Annotated in this window: 14 protein-coding genes; 2 read left to right on the plus strand and 12 right to left on the minus strand. The window is 42.3% G+C overall.

What is annotated here, in order from left to right:
- Positions 1–498: 498 nt before the first annotated feature.
- The 3 genes from R8269_RS06545 to matP form a co-directional block, all read right to left on the minus strand.
- Positions 499–822 (minus strand): hypothetical protein, encoded by a 324-nt coding sequence (locus R8269_RS06545; RefSeq protein ID WP_031778962.1) that lies wholly within the window; start codon positions 820–822, stop codon positions 499–501.
- A 114-nt stretch (positions 823–936) separates the two neighbouring features.
- Positions 937–1,248, minus strand: coding sequence for a DUF3634 family protein (locus R8269_RS06550; RefSeq protein WP_005377468.1), 312 nt, complete (start codon positions 1,246–1,248; stop codon positions 937–939).
- A gap of 15 nt (positions 1,249–1,263) precedes the next feature.
- On the minus strand, positions 1,264–1,713 hold the full coding sequence (gene matP, locus R8269_RS06555; protein ID WP_005396497.1) for a macrodomain Ter protein MatP: 450 nt from the start codon (positions 1,711–1,713) through the stop codon (positions 1,264–1,266).
- Between the two features lie 210 nt (positions 1,714–1,923).
- Between matP and R8269_RS06560 the strand changes: the two genes are divergently transcribed.
- Together R8269_RS06560 and fabA are read left to right on the plus strand one after the other, a co-directional pair.
- Complete coding sequence (locus R8269_RS06560) at positions 1,924–3,564, plus strand: AAA family ATPase (RefSeq protein WP_005377458.1); 1,641 nt, start codon at positions 1,924–1,926, stop codon at positions 3,562–3,564.
- 70 nt (positions 3,565–3,634) lie between these two features.
- Positions 3,635–4,153, plus strand: a complete 519-nt coding sequence (gene fabA, locus R8269_RS06565; protein ID WP_005390081.1) for a bifunctional 3-hydroxydecanoyl-ACP dehydratase/trans-2-decenoyl-ACP isomerase — start codon at positions 3,635–3,637, stop codon at positions 4,151–4,153.
- 140 nt (positions 4,154–4,293) lie between these two features.
- Here the strand turns inward: fabA and rmf are convergent, their stop codons facing one another.
- The 9 genes from rmf to R8269_RS06610 all read right to left on the minus strand — a co-directional run bounded on the left by rmf (position 4,294) and on the right by R8269_RS06610 (position 18,452).
- Positions 4,294–4,467, minus strand: a complete 174-nt coding sequence (gene rmf / locus R8269_RS06570) for a ribosome modulation factor (protein ID WP_005377453.1) — start codon at positions 4,465–4,467, stop codon at positions 4,294–4,296.
- 181 nt (positions 4,468–4,648) lie between these two features.
- Entirely contained in the window at positions 4,649–6,382 is a 1,734-nt protein-coding gene (locus tag R8269_RS06575; RefSeq protein WP_258476656.1) for a DUF3466 family protein, read from the minus strand.
- A 7-nt stretch (positions 6,383–6,389) separates the two neighbouring features.
- Positions 6,390–8,309 carry an ABC transporter ATP-binding protein gene (locus tag R8269_RS06580; protein WP_213893859.1) on the minus strand — a complete coding sequence of 640 codons (1,920 nt, stop codon included), beginning with the start codon at positions 8,307–8,309 and terminating at the stop codon, positions 6,390–6,392.
- Positions 8,287–8,529, minus strand: a complete 243-nt coding sequence (locus R8269_RS06585) for a glutaredoxin family protein (protein ID WP_213961979.1) — start codon at positions 8,527–8,529, stop codon at positions 8,287–8,289. The genes R8269_RS06580 and R8269_RS06585 overlap by 23 nt, the downstream gene beginning before the upstream one ends.
- A gap of 21 nt (positions 8,530–8,550) precedes the next feature.
- Positions 8,551–10,671, minus strand: coding sequence for a bifunctional 23S rRNA (guanine(2069)-N(7))-methyltransferase RlmK/23S rRNA (guanine(2445)-N(2))-methyltransferase RlmL (gene rlmKL, locus R8269_RS06590; protein ID WP_005390075.1), 2,121 nt, complete (start codon positions 10,669–10,671; stop codon positions 8,551–8,553).
- A gap of 486 nt (positions 10,672–11,157) precedes the next feature.
- Positions 11,158–11,700, minus strand: a complete 543-nt coding sequence (locus R8269_RS06595; protein WP_215810531.1) for a cell division protein ZapC — start codon at positions 11,698–11,700, stop codon at positions 11,158–11,160.
- Positions 11,701–11,868: 168 nt separating this feature from the next.
- Positions 11,869–12,879 (minus strand): quinone-dependent dihydroorotate dehydrogenase, encoded by a 1,011-nt coding sequence (pyrD, locus tag R8269_RS06600; protein ID WP_005377443.1) that lies wholly within the window; start codon positions 12,877–12,879, stop codon positions 11,869–11,871.
- 311 nt (positions 12,880–13,190) lie between these two features.
- Complete coding sequence (locus R8269_RS06605; RefSeq protein WP_005377441.1) at positions 13,191–18,032, minus strand: NAD-glutamate dehydrogenase; 4,842 nt, start codon at positions 18,030–18,032, stop codon at positions 13,191–13,193.
- Between the two features lie 201 nt (positions 18,033–18,233).
- A complete protein-coding gene (locus R8269_RS06610; protein ID WP_005377440.1) occupies positions 18,234–18,452 on the minus strand; it encodes a DUF2835 domain-containing protein in 219 nt (72 codons plus the stop codon).
- Between the last annotated feature and the right edge of the window lie 64 nt (positions 18,453–18,516).

Consider the following 18,516-nt stretch of genomic DNA (forward strand, 5'->3'; position numbering starts at 1 on the left):
AGATAATATTTAGCGTACGGCGATATATAATTTAACATAACACATATAATGCGCACTGAGGAGAGTGTAAACTCAAGGCAATAATGTCCGGTTTTAGACACTTTAAAATGTCATCCTAAGATTAACAACATTGTTGGCTTTTGAGGCTTTAACCGAGGTTCCTGTGGACTTGCAATCGCTAGTTTGGTTTGTGGTTATGCTTACGAAGCAAATCAAATCTCTTATTGAAAATTGATGCGCGCGTAGTCCTCGACTTACTGGCGTGTTCTTCCGTAAGTACCTGAATCAATCTATGTATGGTGATGATGGCCAACTCACTGAATTTGCCATTCAATGGCATCACGATTACTAACTTAAGCGCTACCAAACAAAAAAGCCTTTCATACTCGCCTCGTACAACAGCAAAAATCAGCTAAACGCTCTAATCGCTCCGCAACGAAATCTGCCAAAAATCACGAGCTCAGTTCACTCGCTCTTAATCAAGGCGTTCTGAAACATTTATAAGCCTGTGGTTATATGGAGGCGAATGTACTTTTCGGGGAATTTGTAACGATAGCGTTTTCCTTTCTTCAAGTTGGACTTAACGTACCTACACACTTTTTGGTCACCACTACTGGTTACTCTTTTTATTACTGCGTTTTTACTTTTGTGCTCCATTTCTATCATGACGTCACAATAACCTTGATAGCTATCAAACTTATTGTCTACTTTCTTTTGAAGCTTAGTCTTAATCTTTTTAGCCAACAGGTTCGTTTCTGAATCGTCAGCAAAAACTGAATTACTTGCAAAGATCAATATCATTAAAGTTACAACGTATCTCATCGTTTTGGTCCGTTTATGTTGTTGATTGTTCGATGATAAGTAATTTTTCTGTAGATACGAAAATGGGACGCCACATTGCGTCCCATTTAACATGATGAAGTAACTGATATGTAATTAAGCGCGCTTCTTGCCTTTGTTTGCTTTGAAGCCCTGGTGCGGAAAAACGTTACGAATCCTCTGTTGAACTTTTTTGGGAATGCCTTTGGAAAAGCTTAAGCGCATTCCTGTTCGTTGGCTATACACCTTCATTTCACCAGTAAACGGGTTATGCTCACTAATATCCTGTAAGTTGTGTTTGAAAGAAGGAGGTAGATGCCCTTTTACGTTACTAATATGGCCATTATCGAACTTTACTTTTAACACCGGCCTATCGACTGCGATCAACCAAAAGATCACGATGGCTGCAATTAAGATTACATATAACATTTGGCACTCCCTATCCTAGCTAGATAGCAATTTACTCAAATCCTCTTTAATTGAGGTAACTTTTTGACTCGCTTTTTCACTTCTCGACGCTTCGGAAAGCAAATATTCAATTGCGTCAGATAACGTACAACCAAGTTCATTCGCTCTACTAGAAAGCTTTTCCCAAACTCGGTAATCTAAATCAATGGATTTCTTCTTTGTATGGACTTGCTCTGCATTGAAGTGACGTTTCCGTTTCGCTCGGATAGCCTGCTTGAGTTTATTATCTAACTCTTCTGACATGTGGTTTTCTATCCAAGCCAAGACAAGTGTAGGCTCGTGTTCAAGGCGTTTTAGTTCTGCGACCGCTGCATCTGCTTCGCTTGTATCAATATGTCGGGTAATCGCTTCACCATCTTTCCATTTTTTGATGAGATACTTCCATTTCCACCCACATTCTAGATTCTCAAGCTGCTGATATTTCATTTGTTCCGACCCATAAACATAACCTAGTGACAGCGTAACCCAGATGGTTTACTTGGGCAAATAAAACTCTTAGAAGTATCGATGTTGATCACTCATTTGTCTAAGTATTGTTCATTGAGAGATGAATGCCGAGAGCAAACCAAATTGGTGCTAGGGTGTTATAGTCCGTTTCGTTATAATGTCGGCAAGATTGAATTACGATGAATTTTAATGAACCAACTTAATTGGCAAGACGTAACACCTTCACTTGAGCAGTACGAAGCACTTTTAAAGTCTGCACCTTCGTTACCAAAGAAGTCTTTTACTGATCTCCAACCGAGAATGTCGGCAACGATATCTCGTTTTTCAAAAATTTCCGGATTGACGCGAGTACTACTCATTAACTGCGTAGATAATTCTGTATATAGAGAGTTCATCAGTAAAGCTCTTCAGAGCCAGTCTAACGCTGCGATAGTTTTTTCGGAATCACTTGATGCCAAACGTTTATTTGACCGTTACAGTGTTGATGTAAGTGGTGATATTGCCTTCCAACCTGGTTTAATTTCACAGGCAGATAACGGTTACTTAATTGTACCGGCTAATCTAATTTTGGCTAACCCAGGGCTTTGGCCAAATATAAAGTCTGCAATTCAACAAAACCTTATCGAGCCACTGAACCTAAGCCCTACTCGTTTACCTACTTCAGTACCGCAAGCTAAAGCTTATGATGTAAAACTGATTGTAACAGGAGAAAGAAGTCAGTTAGCAGAGCTAGAATACATCGATGAAGACTTCTGTTCTGGCTTTGCCATGTATACGGAAGTTGAAGAAGATATTCATCTGTCAGAGCAGAATTTGACAGATTACTTTGGTTTAGTGAACTGGATATGTTCTCAATATCAGCTGCCTCACTTAACTGAATGTGGTTTTAGAAGATTGTTGCTGGCCGGTATGAGATTTACTGAAGATCAACATTATCTGCCTTTAGGAGTAATGTGGCACTCTCAACTTCTAACGCTTGCTAGCCAGTTCAGTGATGGCCACGCATTAGATTACAAGTCGTTAGATAAAGCGATTGACGATAAGTATTACCGAGAATCTTACCTTCCTCAGCGTGCCGTGTACGATATTTTAGATGGACAAGTCATCATTGAGACAACTGGGGAACAAGTTGGTCAAATCAATGGCCTAACCGTTATTGATATGGCTGGGCACCCTGTCAGCTATGGTGAGCCTGCGCGAATATCTTGTGTAATTCATTTTGGTGATGGCGATGTTTCCGATGTTGAGCGCAAAGCTGAGCTTGGAGGCAATCTACATGCAAAAGGCATGATGATTATGCAAGCTTTCTTGAGCTCTGCTCTGAAACTGGATGAACCACTGCCTTACTCAGCCTCCATCGTATTTGAACAGTCTTATAGTGAAGTTGATGGTGACAGCGCATCTCTTGCAGAACTTTGTTGCTTGGTAAGTGCTTTATCTGAATCTCCAATTAATCAACAAGTTGCGGTTACAGGGGCTGTTGATCAGTTTGGTCGAGTGCAAGCCGTTGGTGGCTTGAACGAAAAAATTGAAGGTTTTTATCAGGTTTGTAAACATCAAGGTTTTACAGGAAATCAAGGTGTTGTGATGCCAAAATCAAACCTTAAACACCTTGCATTACATAAAGATGTAATAGAAAGCATTAAAAATGGTGAGTTCCATATTTGGTCCGTTTCTACCGTAGATGAAGCTATTCCGATTGTAATGAATAAACCTTTTAGAGGTGAAGACGATAGCATTATTGGCAAAATAGCGGAACGTATTGAAAACTTTGAAAGACATGAGCATCCAGAAGGAATTGTGCAGCGCATCAAAAACTGGTTTGTCTAGTACTGATCGGAGTTGTTTAGCGTACACGTGTTCACTAAGATGCAGCTATCAAAAATTGGAGTAATTGATAATGCAAAACAAACGTGATTCTTATAACCGTGACGATCTACTTGCTTCTAGCCAAGGCGAACTGTTTGGGCCTGGTTACCCTCAGCTTCCTGCGCCAAACATGCTAATGATGGATCGTGTTACTAAAATGTCTGAGACTGAAGGCGATTTTGGTAAAGGTTTGATCTTGGCGGAATTGGATATTACTCCAGATTTGTGGTTCTTTGACTGCCACTTCCCTGGCGACCCTGTAATGCCGGGTTGTCTTGGCCTTGATGCGATGTGGCAACTTGTTGGTTTCTTCCTTGGCTGGGTTGGTGGCAAAGGAAAAGGTCGTGCTCTGGGTGTTGGCGAAGTGAAGTTTACAGGTCAGATCCTGCCAACAGCGAAAAAAGTGACGTACGAAATCCACATGAAACGCGTTGTAAACCGTAAGCTTGTGATGGGTTTGGCTGACGGTCGTGTATGTGTGGACGGCAAAGAAATCTACGTAGCAAAAGATTTGAAAGTTGGCTTGTTCCAAGACACTTCAAGCTTCTAATCACGATTTTAATCGATTTATTAAGGCTCCTATTTAGGAGCCTTTTTGTTATCGAGTGTTAACCTACTTCCCTATGTCCCTATAATGTAGAAAAGGCTCCGTAGAGCCCTTTCGAATCCTTCTTTTTGTATGTGGAGAGTTTATTTGTAGAGACCAGATTGTCTTTCATCTCTGGCATCACGCCAACCACCTAACCAATACGACCGAGCATCAACTTGTTGATATGGGCAAGCCTCTTGAGACCTTCCATTCAATCCAGCTTTGTAGCCTTGAGATTGAGCTCGTTCTAGGCGATCACGCTTTTGTCTCTTCATAGTTAATTCCTCATACAGGTCCATTTACTAACGTACAGCTGTTATTGTGAAACTTTGATGGAGTTTTTATGACTCCACTTATAAGAATCGATCAAAGTAGGCAATTTCTCAAGGCATAAAAAAAGCAGAGACTCAAATGTGTGAGCCTCTGCTTGATTTAAAAATTACTGACGATTTTTAACTATTTTCTACGGAACCCAAACAATCCAAGCATGGTCAAAGCTAACCAACCAAGGCCTGCACCTTGACGCTCTGTCGTCGTTGAGTCAATGCTTCGAGATACGATGTCGTCCTTAGTTGCGGCAGCAATAGGTACTAGTTTGACTGCTACAATTTGCTCTTCAGAGCTACATGTCGCATTGTTTGCTGTTGTGCTATAACCACCTGCACATTTCATAGCAGTACCAGAGATCACACCTGCATCATTGATATCAGTTGCGTCGATAATACGGAACTGATTGTTTTGTTCAGAGTAATCACCGCCATTAGTCAAACTGTCTAGGAACCAAGCTTTTCCATTAAACAATGTTGCAGCACGTTCACTAGTCTCGCCACCTAGGCTATATGGATAGATAAAACCGCGCTTACGACGTGGCTTGCCATCGTCTTCACGAGTCGTTTCCGCATCAAGTTGCCCGACGATTTCATTGTAAGAGTTGATACCGCCCATCTTACCGCCCGCACCGCTAAAGAAAATGCCAGTAGTTGGGTAAAAAGCGCTAATAGAATCCTTACGAACATCATCTACGATAAAGAGACGATTCGGAGCAGAGCCCGTTGGCATTAAGTATCCGCCCGAACGTTTCGCTTCACCAATAGCAACAAAATTAGAGTTAACGTCGGTTAAGCGTGAGTTTGTATGAACCGTATCATCACCTTCGCGCTGTCTAGCTCCTACAACAACTTTATTTTTCCAAGTTGCGTTTTCAACGCTACCTTCGGCTTCTAGAGTTCCGACAAAAACAGTCGCATTCAGGTAGTTATCATCACTGTAAGTGTTGTAACCTACGCCATAGACCGTTGTTCCATCAGTGACAAGGTCACGCATGCTCCCTTGAGCTAACCTTTCTCCATCTTTAGATGTGCCACTAGGCCAAGCCAATTCACTGACGGTTCCGCTTTGATCCCAAATCGCTGCTTTTGATGTGTGGTGAGATCCATTGGTATTGCTTGCTGTTCGAGAAACACTGCCAACAGTAAAAATGCCGTCTGTGCTCCAAGCATGGCTTTGCACAACACTTGCGTCACTATCGCCAGTAAGAATATTTGGCTCTACTGGTGCAACTACGGTATTTCGTGTTTCTAATGTAGAAGTATTTTCTGTGCTAACTTTACTCTGATTACCGACAGCTGCACCACCCTCGGTAAGCTGGTTAATAACATTGTTATATTCATTTTTATAAGCAGCAGAATCTTCTTCTATGAACGCTAACGCATTAGAAGTAAAGTCTTTACTACGTTCTTTATTCCACGGCGTCCAGTTTACTGAAGCCCATGAGTCACAGGTGGAATAGCGAAGCTGGTTGTAACAGTAACGCTCAAAGTCTTTGAGTTCTTGGATGTAATAAAAGCCAGCGTCTAATCCGAATGGGATTTCTTCACGATAGCTGTTCCCATCCACGGCTTGTGTCGCTGAAATCGGCGTAGTGCGAGTTTCCATTGCAAGTTTAAACTGCTCTGGCGTGCAGTTTGCTGCTGCATCAAAGCAGCCTAAAGCGAAAGGTGAACCTGTTGAAGGTTCTGTACCTGCATCGCCCTGTTGAATTGCAACCCCGTAAGCCGTTTGGTAGTCACCGTTTGAACCATGATCCTGAGGTGAAACCTCAACAACTTGATACAATGCCGCCTGTGCGTTCATTGTGGTACCAACCATCATTGCAATGGCGGTCAATTTGAATTTATTACTACAATTCATTGAATTCTTAACTATCCTGTTGCATTGCTTCGAGTTCTTCCCATCTCTCGAATGCGATTTCCAACTCCTGCTCTAGTGCAGCAAGCTGTTCCAATACCGGCTGAGTTTGCTCTACAGGTTTAGCAAAGAACTCTGGATCGTTCACTTGCTCCTGAAGGCTCTCGATATCCGACTCTAATTGTTCAAGTTTAGCTGGTAGAGCCTCTAATTCTCTTTGCAGCTTATACGATAACTTCTTCGAATTGTTCTTAGGTTGCGTAGTTTTGGGAGTTTCCTCAACCACTTTCTCTTTCTTCGTTGGTTTTTCAACCTGACTGCGCGAAGCAAGAACTTGGTCACGCTGCTGTTTAGCATCATGATAACCACCAACGAACTCTTCGATTATACCGTTACCCTCAAAAATCCAGCTGGTTGTTACTGTGTTGTCTACGAACTCACGGTCGTGACTCACTAACAATAATGTACCCTGATAATTGGCAAGCATTTCTTCTAAAAGTTCCAACGTTTCGATATCCAAATCGTTAGTTGGTTCATCAAGAATAAGTAAGTTGTTTGGTTTCAACAAGATACGGGCTAGCAATAATCGGTTTTTCTCACCACCGGAAAGTGCCTTAACCGGGGTTCTGGCGCGCTTAGGTGCAAATAAGAAGTCTTGGAGATAACTCAGAGCATGACGCTGACGTCCCCCAACCATTACTTCTTGTTTCCCATCCGCTAAGTTATCGATCACTGTCTTTTCTGGATCCAAAATCTCTCGGTACTGATCAAAGTACGCGACTTCTAATTTTGTTCCGCAGTGTAAACGACCAGACTGCGCTTCCAATTGCCCTAATAGCAATTTAAGTACCGTACTCTTACCGCAGCCATTTGGTCCGATAAGTGCAATACGGTCACCACGCATGATGTTAAAGCTAAAGTCGTCGACAATTGTCTTGCCTTCGTAAGCAAAAGATACATTTTCTGCTTCAAATACAATCTTACCTGAACGAGAAGCATCATCGATGTTTAGGTTAACTTTACCTTGAACTTCACGACGGTCACGACGCTCTTCACGAAGTTTTTTAAGGGCTCGAACACGGCCTTCATTACGAGTACGACGTGCTTTAATACCTTGACGAATCCACACTTCTTCCTGAGCTAGTTTCTTATCGAACTCAGCATTTTGCATTTCTTCGACGCGAAGCATTTCTTCTTTGTCATTCAAATACTGTTCGTAATTACCAGGGAAAGAAGCTAATTGACCGCGATCTAAGTCGACGATGCGTGTCGCCATCGACTTGATGAATGCACGGTCGTGAGAAATAAAGATGATCGAGCCTTTGAAGTCTTTTAAGAAGTTCTCTAACCATTCGATCGTTGTCACATCGAGATGGTTTGTTGGTTCATCAAGAAGCAATACATCAGGATCACAAACCAGCGCACGAGCTAAAGCAGCTTTACGTTGCCAGCCACCGGATAGATCGGCCAGTTTGGTTTCTGGGCTTAGTTTTAAAGCGCCAAGTACGTTCTTAACACGGTCATCAAAGCGCCAAGCATTAGAATGATCAAGTTGCTCTTGAACTTTCGCCAAACGGTTAATGTTCTTCTCACTTGGGTCTTGAGCAACAAGATCGAGAAGATCGTGATAGATCTTCAATTGTTCGCCGATTTCAGCCAAACCGCCAGATACGTATTCGTAAACCGTACCCTCTTGATTGCGCGGTGGATCTTGTTCAAGCCGAGAAACTACTACGTCTTGAGTTATTTGAATCTTGCCATCATCCAACAAAATGTCGCCGGCAAGCACTTTCATTAACGTGGACTTACCTGCTCCGTTACGACCAACTAAACAAACGCGTTCGTTTTCTTGAAGAGCGAACTCCGCTTTATCTAGCAATGGGTGGTCACCAAATGCAAGTTGTGCGTTATGAATGGTAAGTAATGCCATTATTATCCAACCAATGTATGAGTTGTTCTAAGTCAAACGGCCAGTTCAACTCAGAATCTTGATATTTTAAGACGGGTATTGTGACGCCGTAACGAGAAAATAGTACATCATCGAACGCAATATCGATGATATCTGTTTGCTCGGCCAAACCGACTTGGTCTACTAGAGCAAATGCCATCTCACAAAGATGGCATCCCTCCGTGCTATACAATATCAGCACGTATTAATCCTTTTGTTTATACTACGCGTGCGTTACTAGCCAACAGTTATGAATCTGTTTATTACGCGCAAAATCTAATGGTAACGTTTGAGAAGAAATATTCTGAGCCTTCAAACCCAATTCAGCGAGTGATTCTTCATCCATCTTGAAATGACGTTTGTTATTTGAAAATACGATTGTGCCTTCACTTCTCAGTAAACGTTTGAGGTTCTTCATCAGCTTAATGTGGTCACGTTGTACATCGAATGATGTTTCCATACGCTTAGAGTTAGAGAACGTAGGTGGGTCAATAAAGATCAAGTCGTAATCACCTTTTGCGTTTTCTAGCCATTGCAAACAGTCCGCTTGTTCATATTTATGTTGACGCCCTACACAGCCATTAAGCTGCATATTGTCTTTCGCCCAGTTCAAGTAGGTGTTTGACATATCGACAGTTGTAGTGGAACGCGCCCCACCAACTGCAGCGTGCACTGTTGCACTACCAGTGTAAGCAAACAAGTTAAGGAAATCTTTACCCTGTGCCATTTCGCCAAGACGACGACGAGTGATCTTATGATCCAAGAACAGGCCTGTGTCTAGGTAGTCATGAAGGTTAACGATCAGCTTCACACCGTACTCGTTTACTTCGAGCGTCTCTGATACCTGACCTAATTTTTGGTACTGGCTTCGACCTTTCTGCTTCTCACGAACTTTCAGTACAACTTTGTTCGCTTCGACACCGGTCACCTGAATCGTCGCACGGATAATGTCCGTTAGACGACGCTTGGCTTTTTCTTCAGGGATGTTCTTAGGTGCTGCGTACTCTTGAATCACAATTTGATCGCCGTACACGTCGATCGCTACGTTGTATTCTGGAAGGTCTGCATCGTAGATACGATAGCAGTCTAGTTTCTCTTTACGCGCCCACTTGCCAATCTTGCCAATGTTTTTCTTCAAACGGTTTGAGAAGTCTGGTGCGATTTGAACGTTAGTATCTGCACCTTTCACTTCATCAGCGCTGCGCTCGGCAATGCTGTAGTTCTTTTGGTGACACGGTAACGCACCATTGTTCAATTTAAACTGTTTATCAGCGCGCATACGAAGGCAACTCAAGAGCTCGTCTGAGCTAGAGAAGATAGATGCTTTACATCCGCCAAACTCAGATTTTAGCTGTCCACCGAACGCGGTATAGAGCGCAATCAGCCCCGGCTCAGTTCCTAGACGCTCACCGTAAGGTGGGTTTGAAACGATAACACCGTGTTCAAATCCTGCGGGACGAGTAATAGTTGCAGCATCACCTTGCGCAAACTCAATCAACTCTTCAACACCTGCTCTGCGGGCGTTTTCTTGAGCGACTTTTAATACTTTGGGGTCGTTATCGAATCCAAAAAACTTAGCGTCAACTTTCTTGACACCTCGTCTAGCTTGAACATTAGCCTCTGATTTAATCTCAGCCCAGGTCTCCGGTTCAAAGTCTTCCAAAACTTCGAAGCCCCATTGTTTGCGCTTAACGCCAGGTGCCATGTTGGCTGCCATCATTGCCGCTTCAATAAGCAAAGTACCAGAACCACACATTGGATCGAGTAATGGTTGATGCCCATCCCAGCCACAACGCATGATAATCGCAGAAGCAAGCGTTTCACGTAATGGCGCACGACCCGATTCTGGTCGATAACCACGCTGATGAAGACCACTACCTACCATGTCTACCCCAAGCAACGCTTTATCTTTATGCAAACGAACGTGAATACGAATATCTGGGCGTTCTTTGCTGATATTAGGACGTGGCAAGCCTTTGTTCTCAAAGCAATCTACGATGCCATCTTTGACCTTCATAGCTCCGTATTGGCTATTTCTAATCTCACGGTTTGTGCCGTTAAAGTCCACAACAAAGCGTTTAGAGCTATGAAATTGGTTAACCCAGTTAATAGTGGAAGTGGATAGATACAAGTCCATGTCGTTGTTACACGTGAACTCAGATAAAACACGTACAAATCGAGACGCTAAACGGCTCCACAAACAACAGCGATAAACCTGTTCGTTTGTCGCTTTAAATTTTACGCCTGCCTGTACTGGTTTCGCATTTTCAATGCCTAGTTTAGTCAGTTCTTCAACAAGCAAATTTTCCATGCCATTTGAAGTTACCGCGAGATATTGATTCATAGTGTTCTTTCGCTGATAAAAAATGGCTTCAATTATACCTGACTTTACGATCAATGCCTCGTTTTTAAAGGTATTTTCCCACCCGTTAGTTCAAATCATCACCACTCAAATGATCTAAAACTTTCAACATCTTTAGTTTGAATGTTTTTCATTCATGAACGTATTTTGTTTCCTTTAGAAGAAGTGAATACTTATTTGCATGCATTTTGGTATATACCAGCTGGGATTGGTTGATGTAAATTACTTACAAATACCCTTTATAGGGGAATAAATAGGGTTGTTTTAGGCGCTAGGTTGCCTAATTAAAGGAGTAATCAAATTGAAATAAGTAAAATAAAAGTGACCAGCTTCATGTTTGCATGCATAGAAAACAAACAGTTTCATGGTCTTTCGGATTGGAGTGTCAGAGGAAAGGACAAAAAAAATCGACCCAATAAGGTCGATTAAGGCAAACAAAGGAACGAAATAAAGAAAAATTAAACAGCTTTAACCCACCATTGCCATAGGGGTCATTGCAAAGAGGTGGTTTGCACAAGCCATGCGATCATGCATTACTTTAATCGGCTGCCCAAATTGAAGCGCCTTATTGCCATCAAGAACAAAGGCTTCTTGGTTAACATAAGCACATAAGCTCGATGTTTCGCCTGGTTCTAGAACGATGAACATACCATCAGAATATTGATTTGTGAGAAAGACCATGTCCCCTTCTTGAGGTTCATAATCAGAGGACTGTGCATCGAAGAACCAGCTCTTAGGCTGTACAGGTTTATGAAAACGCTTTGCAGCAACACAATACAGTGTTAATTCAGCTTGGCGATATTCACTGATATCGAGACAGCGAATGCGCTCATTAAACGTTTGAAATGCGCTGGCGTCATCAACGGTAAATTCATTGTTTGAGAAGGCACAGTTAACCAACAATTTTCGGGATAGATTGGTTTGGAAAATCATTTCCTCCCCCAGATCCAGCATTAAGCAAGCTTTTTGCTCGTCAAAATACCAATTCCATTTGTCGCTGGGTTTAAGCATTATTCCGTTCTCTCTTGACTAGTTAAATCAGTGGTAAAGAGGTAAGACGCTTAATTACCTACTCGTGATTTTTAAATTCTACAAACGAACGGATAAAAAAAAAGAGGAAACAAAGTCCTCTTTTTTATGTAACAGGTACTGATTTTTCAGTAGTTTTTGATGTATATGTTAAAGATTCTTAACAATATCACGTACGAGACCTGGGCCGTGGTAAATAAAGCCAGTGTAGACTTGAACAAGTTTAGCGCCTGCCATGATCTTTTCTTTGGCTGCAACATAGGAATCTACACCACCAACACCGATAATTGGAAGTTTGTCTCCAAGCTCTTCATGAAGCTTACGTACGACCTCCGTAGAGCGTGATTGCACAGGGCGACCACTCAAGCCACCTGCCTCATTGGCGTGTCTCATCCCTTCTACGATCGTGCGATCCAAAGTTGTGTTAGTCGCGATCACACCATCTATATTGTTTTTCAATAAAGAATCGCAGATTTGGCAGATTTCATCGTCACTTAAATCTGGCGCAATCTTTAATGCTAACGGGACATACTTGTTGTACTTCTCTGATAACTCCGCTTGTTTCGCTTTTAATTCGGAAAGCAGTTCATCAAGCGCTTCACCATATTGAAGTGAACGAAGACCTGGAGTGTTTGGCGATGAGATGTTTACTGCAATATAGCCAGCATACTCATACACTTTTTCCATACAAATCAGGTAGTCCTCTGCCCCTTTCTCAATTGGCGTATCTTTATTTTTACCGATATTAATTCCGAGAACACAATTGAATTTTGCTCGTTTAACATTCTCGATCAAATTATCAACGCCTAGGTTATTAAAGCCCATGCGGTTGATGATCCCTTCTGCTTCCACTAAACGGAATAAGCGTGGTTTATCATTACCTGGTTGTGGTCGTGGCGTTACAGTGCCGACTTCGACAAAGCCAAAGCCCATGGCATCAAATGCTTCAATACATTCGCCGTTTTTATCTAAACCAGCCGCAAGACCAACAGGGTTACGGAATGTTAGACCCATACACTCAACTGGACGAGTTGGTAACTGTTGGCGGTAAAAGAGATCAAGTGGTGTGCCGTTAAAGCGTTGGAAGTTCTTGATTGCAAGATCATGTGCCTTCTCGGCATCGAGTTGGAAAAAGCCAGTTCTGGCTAGACGGTAAAGCATTGTGCCTCCGAAAGAAAAAAGCCCCGTATAAACGGGACAATATTATTTACCGTTTTTCATCGTAATTCAATGAAAATGAACGTAATAAGTAAAAACCTATATCTTTATAAGATTTTTAAATATAAAACAAACAATTACAATCAAGTTTCTGCGAAAAAAATCGTAACTAACCGCTTAAAAGCAATCGATTTCACTCTGTTTTAATTTCAATTCAATGTGACAATGTAACTATTTTCGTTCCAAATGTGAATAATAGATAATAAAAAGCCCCGTTAAATAACGAGGCTTTTACTTATGACTTGATTATTCCACTACTCTTTCGATGAGCAGTTGAGGTTTAAAAGTACTAGCTCTCGAAGTGCTACAGAGAACTTAGCAAATTCGTGTACTGAGCCAACTTTGAACTCGTTTAAGATACTCTCCCAGCGGTGCAACGATTGCTCGTTAGTTTCAATCCAATCTTCTAACGCAGCCATCACGTCAAGCTCTTCGGTTGAGCAGCCACAAGTCAGTACCTGAGCGGTAAGTTGACGTTGTTGCCAGTCCAGATCTTCACGGAATGCCGCTCTTGCAAGTGCTTGCCAGTTGTTATCAACGGCTTGGCTATTAATTTGCTTCAAGAACCAATGCAACGATAAACGGTCACCCAAGTTAAAGTAGAGTTTCGATGCTTGCTCAACCGTTTTACCTGTTTCACTTGCTACTGATGAAATATCCAGTGCAGATTGTAAGCTTGATAAGCGGGCAACTTGGTGAGCGAGTTTCTCTTCAACCCCTTTCTCTATCCAACCTTGAGCCAACTCATTGTGTTCTTCAACTTCAGACTCAACTAACATAGTGTCTAGGGTTTCAGTAATAACATTGACATCTTGCTTGTAGATAGCAATCAACTCACCGACCGTGCATTTGCCGCTACGGTTACGAAGCAACCAGCGTGCAATTCGACGCAGTGCTCGGCGCACGTAAAACATAATTTCGTATTGAGCTTGCGCTGTCGCAACGTTATCAAGTTTGCGAGTTTGCTTGAGGATTTCTTCTAAATCAAAGATTTCTCTAGCCGCACTGTAAGCGTTGGCAATATCGACAACACTTGCACCAGTTTCTTCTTGCAAACGAGTAACGAAGTTACAGCCCATTTCATTAACCATCTGGTTAGCCAATGCTGTAGCGATAATTTCAGCTCGCAGTGGGTGATTAACCATTTGATCTTTATAGTTACGTCGTAACGCACTTGGGAAATATTCAACAAGTTGTTTTGCATGGAATTCATCATTTGCGATTTCATCCGTAACAAGTTGCTGTTTAAGTACCATTTTACCGTAGGCAACTAACACTGATAGCTCAGGGCGAGTCAGACCTAGTCCCTGTTTTTCACGCTCGATTAGCGTTTCATCATCAGGAATGTATTCGAGAGCACGGTCCAAGTACCCTGCTTTCTCCATAGTGTGGATGAATCGAATTTGCTCCTTAACAATGCCAACACCTTGCTGTTCAGTAACAGAGATCGACTCCGACTGACGGTAAGCATCATCCAAGACAATTTCACCCACTTCGTCTTCCATAGACTCTAGAATTTGGTTACGTTGCTTAACCGTAAGATCGCCATTTGAAACCAGTCCATTGAGGAAGATCTTGATGTTGACTTCATTATCCGAACAGTCAACGCCACCTACGTTATCAACGAAGTCCGTGTTCACTCGACCGCCAGTTAGTGCGTATTCGATACGACCAAGCTGAGTCATACCCAAGTTACCACCTTCGCCAACCACTTTGGCTCTTAAGTCACGGCCGTCAATGCGCAGCATGTCGTTAGCACGGTCGCCAACATCTGTATGAGTTTCTGTTGATGATTTAACGTAAGTGCCGATACCACCATTCCAAAGCAGATCGACTTTCATTTTCAAGATCATCTTTATCAGATCGTTAGGCGCTAAAGATGCTTTCTTAGTACCTAACATTTTCTGAATTTCTGGCGTCAACTGGATCGATTTTGATCGACGAGAGAAGATGCCACCACCTTGAGAGATCAAGTCTTTGTTGTAATCTTCCCAGCTTGATCTTGGCAGATTAAACAAGCGGTTACGCTCTTCCCAGCTGCTGGCTGAATCTGGATTTGGATCAATAAAGATGTGCATGTGGTTAAACGCAGCTTGCAATCGAATATGCTTCGATAACAGCATACCGTTACCGAACACGTCACCTGCCATATCACCTACACCGATTGCAGTAAAATCAGTGGTCTGACAGTTGATGCCCATTTCACGGAAGTGACGTTTAACAGATTCCCAACCACCTTTTGCGGTGATACCCATTGCTTTGTGATCGTAACCGTTTGAACCACCTGAAGCGAATGCGTCACCTAGCCAGAAGTTGTATTCTGCAGAAACAGAGTTTGCCAAATCTGAGAAGGTTGCTGTGCCTTTATCGGCAGCCACTACTAGATATGGGTCATCTTCATCGTGACGAACAACGTTTTGTGGTGGTACCACCTCTCCTTCAATGATGTTATCTGACACATCTAGCAGTGCACGGATAAAGCGTTTGTAACAACGCTGACCTTCCGCAAAAATTTCATCACGAGTGGTGAGAGATGGCTGGCGTTTACAAACGAAGCCGCCTTTTGCACCAACTGGTACAATTACAGTGTTCTTAACCTGTTGCGCTTTTACTAAGCCAAGAATCTCCGTACGGAAGTCTTCTTGACGATCTGACCAACGCAAACCACCACGAGCCACTTTTCCACCACGAAGGTGAACACCTTCAATATCTGGTGCGTAAACAAAGATCTCGAATGCAGGTACAGGCTGCGGAATCTCAGGAATATCGCTTGGCTTCATTTTCAAAGATAACCAAGGCTTAGGCTGCTTATTCTCGTCTACTTGGTAGTAGTTGGTACGAAGCGTCGCCATGATCATTTCAATATAACGACGAATAATACGATCATCATCCAAGCTCTCTACACGATCCAACTGCTCTGTTAGCTTTTTAATTAGATCGTTTTGGCCTTTCTCGCTGCCTTTGTGTTTCGGATCAAATCGCTTGGTGAACAGCTTGACTAGACCTGTCGCTAAGTCTGGGTAGTGGCTTAGCGTGTCTTCGATGTACTGCTGACTGAATGGGAAGCCGACTTGGCGCATGTATCGTGCGTAAGCGCGAAGAATGGAAATCTCACGGCCAGATAAAGACGCACCTAATAACAATCGGTTGAAACCATCACTTTCAAGATTACCCGCCCAAATGGCAGCAAATGCTTGTTGGAAACGATCACGAGCTTCACGAAGGTCAACGGTTTTCTCGCTCTTATGCAGCATAGAGAAGTCAAGGATCCAGAAAGTCTGACCGTTGTTTTTCTCGATCTCATATGGCGATTCGCCAATCACACGCAAACCAAGGTTTTCCAACATCGGCATTACGTCAGAAAGGTGAATTGGTTCATCGCGATGATATAACTTTAAGCGGACAGCTTTGGAATCTGCTCCCTCTTCTTGAGGTCGGTAGAACAACATACCAAGTTTATTATCATCACTTAACGCTTCTAAGCGCTCGATATCTGCAACCGCAGAACCTGGCATCATGTCCTCTTTGTATGAGCGAGGGAACGCACTCATATATTCTTTTGAAAGAGGAAGGCCTTTACTTTCACCAAAGTTAGCAATGATGGATTCTTTTAGTCTGTCATCCCAAGAGGTAGAAACTTCCATTAGATTTTGCTCGATCTTTTTCACGTCTACGTCAATGTTGTTATTGTCTACACGAACAATGTAATGTGTTCTCGCTAGTGGGCTTTCTGAGAAGTACGTTGTAAATTCAACCTCTTGCTCGCAACCAAAGTACTGCTTAAGAATGCGTTGAGTTTGACGACGCAATTCTGTGTTGTAACGATCTTTAGTGACATAAACCATGCAACTGAAGAAACGACCAAATGGGTCTTTACGAACAAACAAACGCAGCAAGTCACGATCTTGCATTTGTACAACACCCATTCCCACCTCAAGCAGCTCTTCTTCATTAGCTTGAAGCAACTCGTCGCGTGGGTAGTTTTCTAAGATATTGTGCAATGCTTTGTATGAGTATGATCCGTGGCGGTATCCACTTGCTTCAAGGATACGGTCAACTTTTTCACGGATCAGAGGAATACTTTGTACCGCTTGGTTGTAAACGGCGGAGGTATATAAACCAGTAAAGCGATGCTCACCTATTACTTTACCGTTTTCATCAAACTTTTTAATACCGATGTAATCAGTATAAGCCGGACGGTGGATACGAGATGCTTTGTTACCTTTGGTGATGATCAGAGCGTATGGTTTTTTCGCTTCTAATCGCGCTGAATCTGATAATTCAGAGAGCTTGACGCTACGCACGCGCTTGTCATCAGCAAACAGACCTAGTCCTTTTTCTTTAGCAGGAACAAGTTCGGTATCACCATTGACCTCTTTTAAGTCATAATCTTTATAACCCATAAAGGTAAAGTTATGATCTTCTAGCCAACGAAGAAATGCGATCGTTTCATCCATACGATCAGTTTGGATAGAAACACGATCTTTATTTTTCTCAAGTTCATCAGTAACAAACTTAAGCTTATCAACCATCTGCTTCCAGTCATCAACGACTAAGCGAGTATCAGATAGAATTCTTAACAGCTCTTCTTTAAGCGCTTGCATCTCGTCTTTACTAGTAAGGCGGTCTACCTCTATGTGGAAAAGTGATTGAAGAACACCACCCTCACCGTTTACGTCTGTAACTTGGCCTTTTTTATCACGCTGAATCTGTGTTGGGTTATTCAACATTAGGTGACAAACAAGATCCAAACGTGCTAAAGCCATTTTGACTGAGTCCACTAAGAATGGACTATCTGGAACAACAATTTCTACGATTGTGTGTGTGGATTGCCAGCCTTGACGACTTACGGTCGGGTTAAATACTCGAACCGAAATCTCTTCTGGTTTTTTTTCATTGATATGGTGCCAAAGGCTAACGACAGCACCATAAAGGTCGGATTCGTTTCGCTGAATTAGATCATCATCAGCAATGTTACTGAATAAGTGTTGAGCAAGTTTAGTTACAAGCGTTTGGTGAGAAAGCTCGAGTTTGTCTTGAATCAGTTGGTAAACCTTTTCAAGCAGAACCGGCACTACATTTTCACGCGCGGTCATATTCACACTCCACATTAGAATTGTTGTTTTGTAGGGGGACTTAGTAGCTAGGTTGTTACCTTAGAAACTAAGCATAGGTAATGCATGTGCCCATTGTAAAAGCATAATTACAAATGTTTAACAACTAATCGTAGTGGTAAGAGGTGAAATGTCCGATTCTGTGACTAAGATTCCTATTTAACTCTCTGCAAATACAATACATCACAGAGTTTCTAACTTAAGAAACTTATTATTTTGGTCAGTTGTTAGTCTAAACTGGCCTCTAACGCCCAATTGACTAAGAAATGGTCTAAATCTCGCGGCGGGTAACTGCAAACGCAAACCGTTGTGTGTGACAACTTGAACAACACTTGCCGCACCAGAATAATGAGATAAAAACGTTTGATATGAAATGTTGAGATTGAAGTAGTAATAGTTCATGAAGTGAAAACTAAGTGACATAAACAAATAAGGTGGTCTTAATGACCACCCTATTGTGTTGTTT

This window comes from Vibrio sp. Vb0667 (assembly GCF_033391095.1).

Coding starts and splice junctions, on each gene's coding strand:
- rlmKL (WP_005390075.1), bottom strand. CDS start 10,671: ATGAATCAATATCTCGCGGTAACTTCAAATGGCATGGAAAATTTGCTT.
- R8269_RS06550 (WP_005377468.1), bottom strand. CDS start 1,248: ATGTTATATGTAATCTTAATTGCAGCCATCGTGATCTTTTGGTTGATC.
- R8269_RS06560 (WP_005377458.1), top strand. CDS start 1,924: ATGAACCAACTTAATTGGCAAGACGTAACACCTTCACTTGAGCAGTAC.
- R8269_RS06580 (WP_213893859.1), bottom strand. CDS start 8,309: ATGGCATTACTTACCATTCATAACGCACAACTTGCATTTGGTGACCAC.
- pyrD (WP_005377443.1), bottom strand. CDS start 12,879: ATGCTTTACCGTCTAGCCAGAACTGGCTTTTTCCAACTCGATGCCGAG.
- fabA (WP_005390081.1), top strand. CDS start 3,635: ATGCAAAACAAACGTGATTCTTATAACCGTGACGATCTACTTGCTTCT.
- R8269_RS06545 (WP_031778962.1), bottom strand. CDS start 822: ATGAGATACGTTGTAACTTTAATGATATTGATCTTTGCAAGTAATTCA.
- matP (WP_005396497.1), bottom strand. CDS start 1,713: ATGAAATATCAGCAGCTTGAGAATCTAGAATGTGGGTGGAAATGGAAG.
- R8269_RS06595 (WP_215810531.1), bottom strand. CDS start 11,700: ATGCTTAAACCCAGCGACAAATGGAATTGGTATTTTGACGAGCAAAAA.
- rmf (WP_005377453.1), bottom strand. CDS start 4,467: ATGAAGAGACAAAAGCGTGATCGCCTAGAACGAGCTCAATCTCAAGGC.
- R8269_RS06610 (WP_005377440.1), bottom strand. CDS start 18,452: ATGAACTATTACTACTTCAATCTCAACATTTCATATCAAACGTTTTTA.
- R8269_RS06605 (WP_005377441.1), bottom strand. CDS start 18,032: ATGACCGCGCGTGAAAATGTAGTGCCGGTTCTGCTTGAAAAGGTTTAC.
- R8269_RS06575 (WP_258476656.1), bottom strand. CDS start 6,382: ATGAATTGTAGTAATAAATTCAAATTGACCGCCATTGCAATGATGGTT.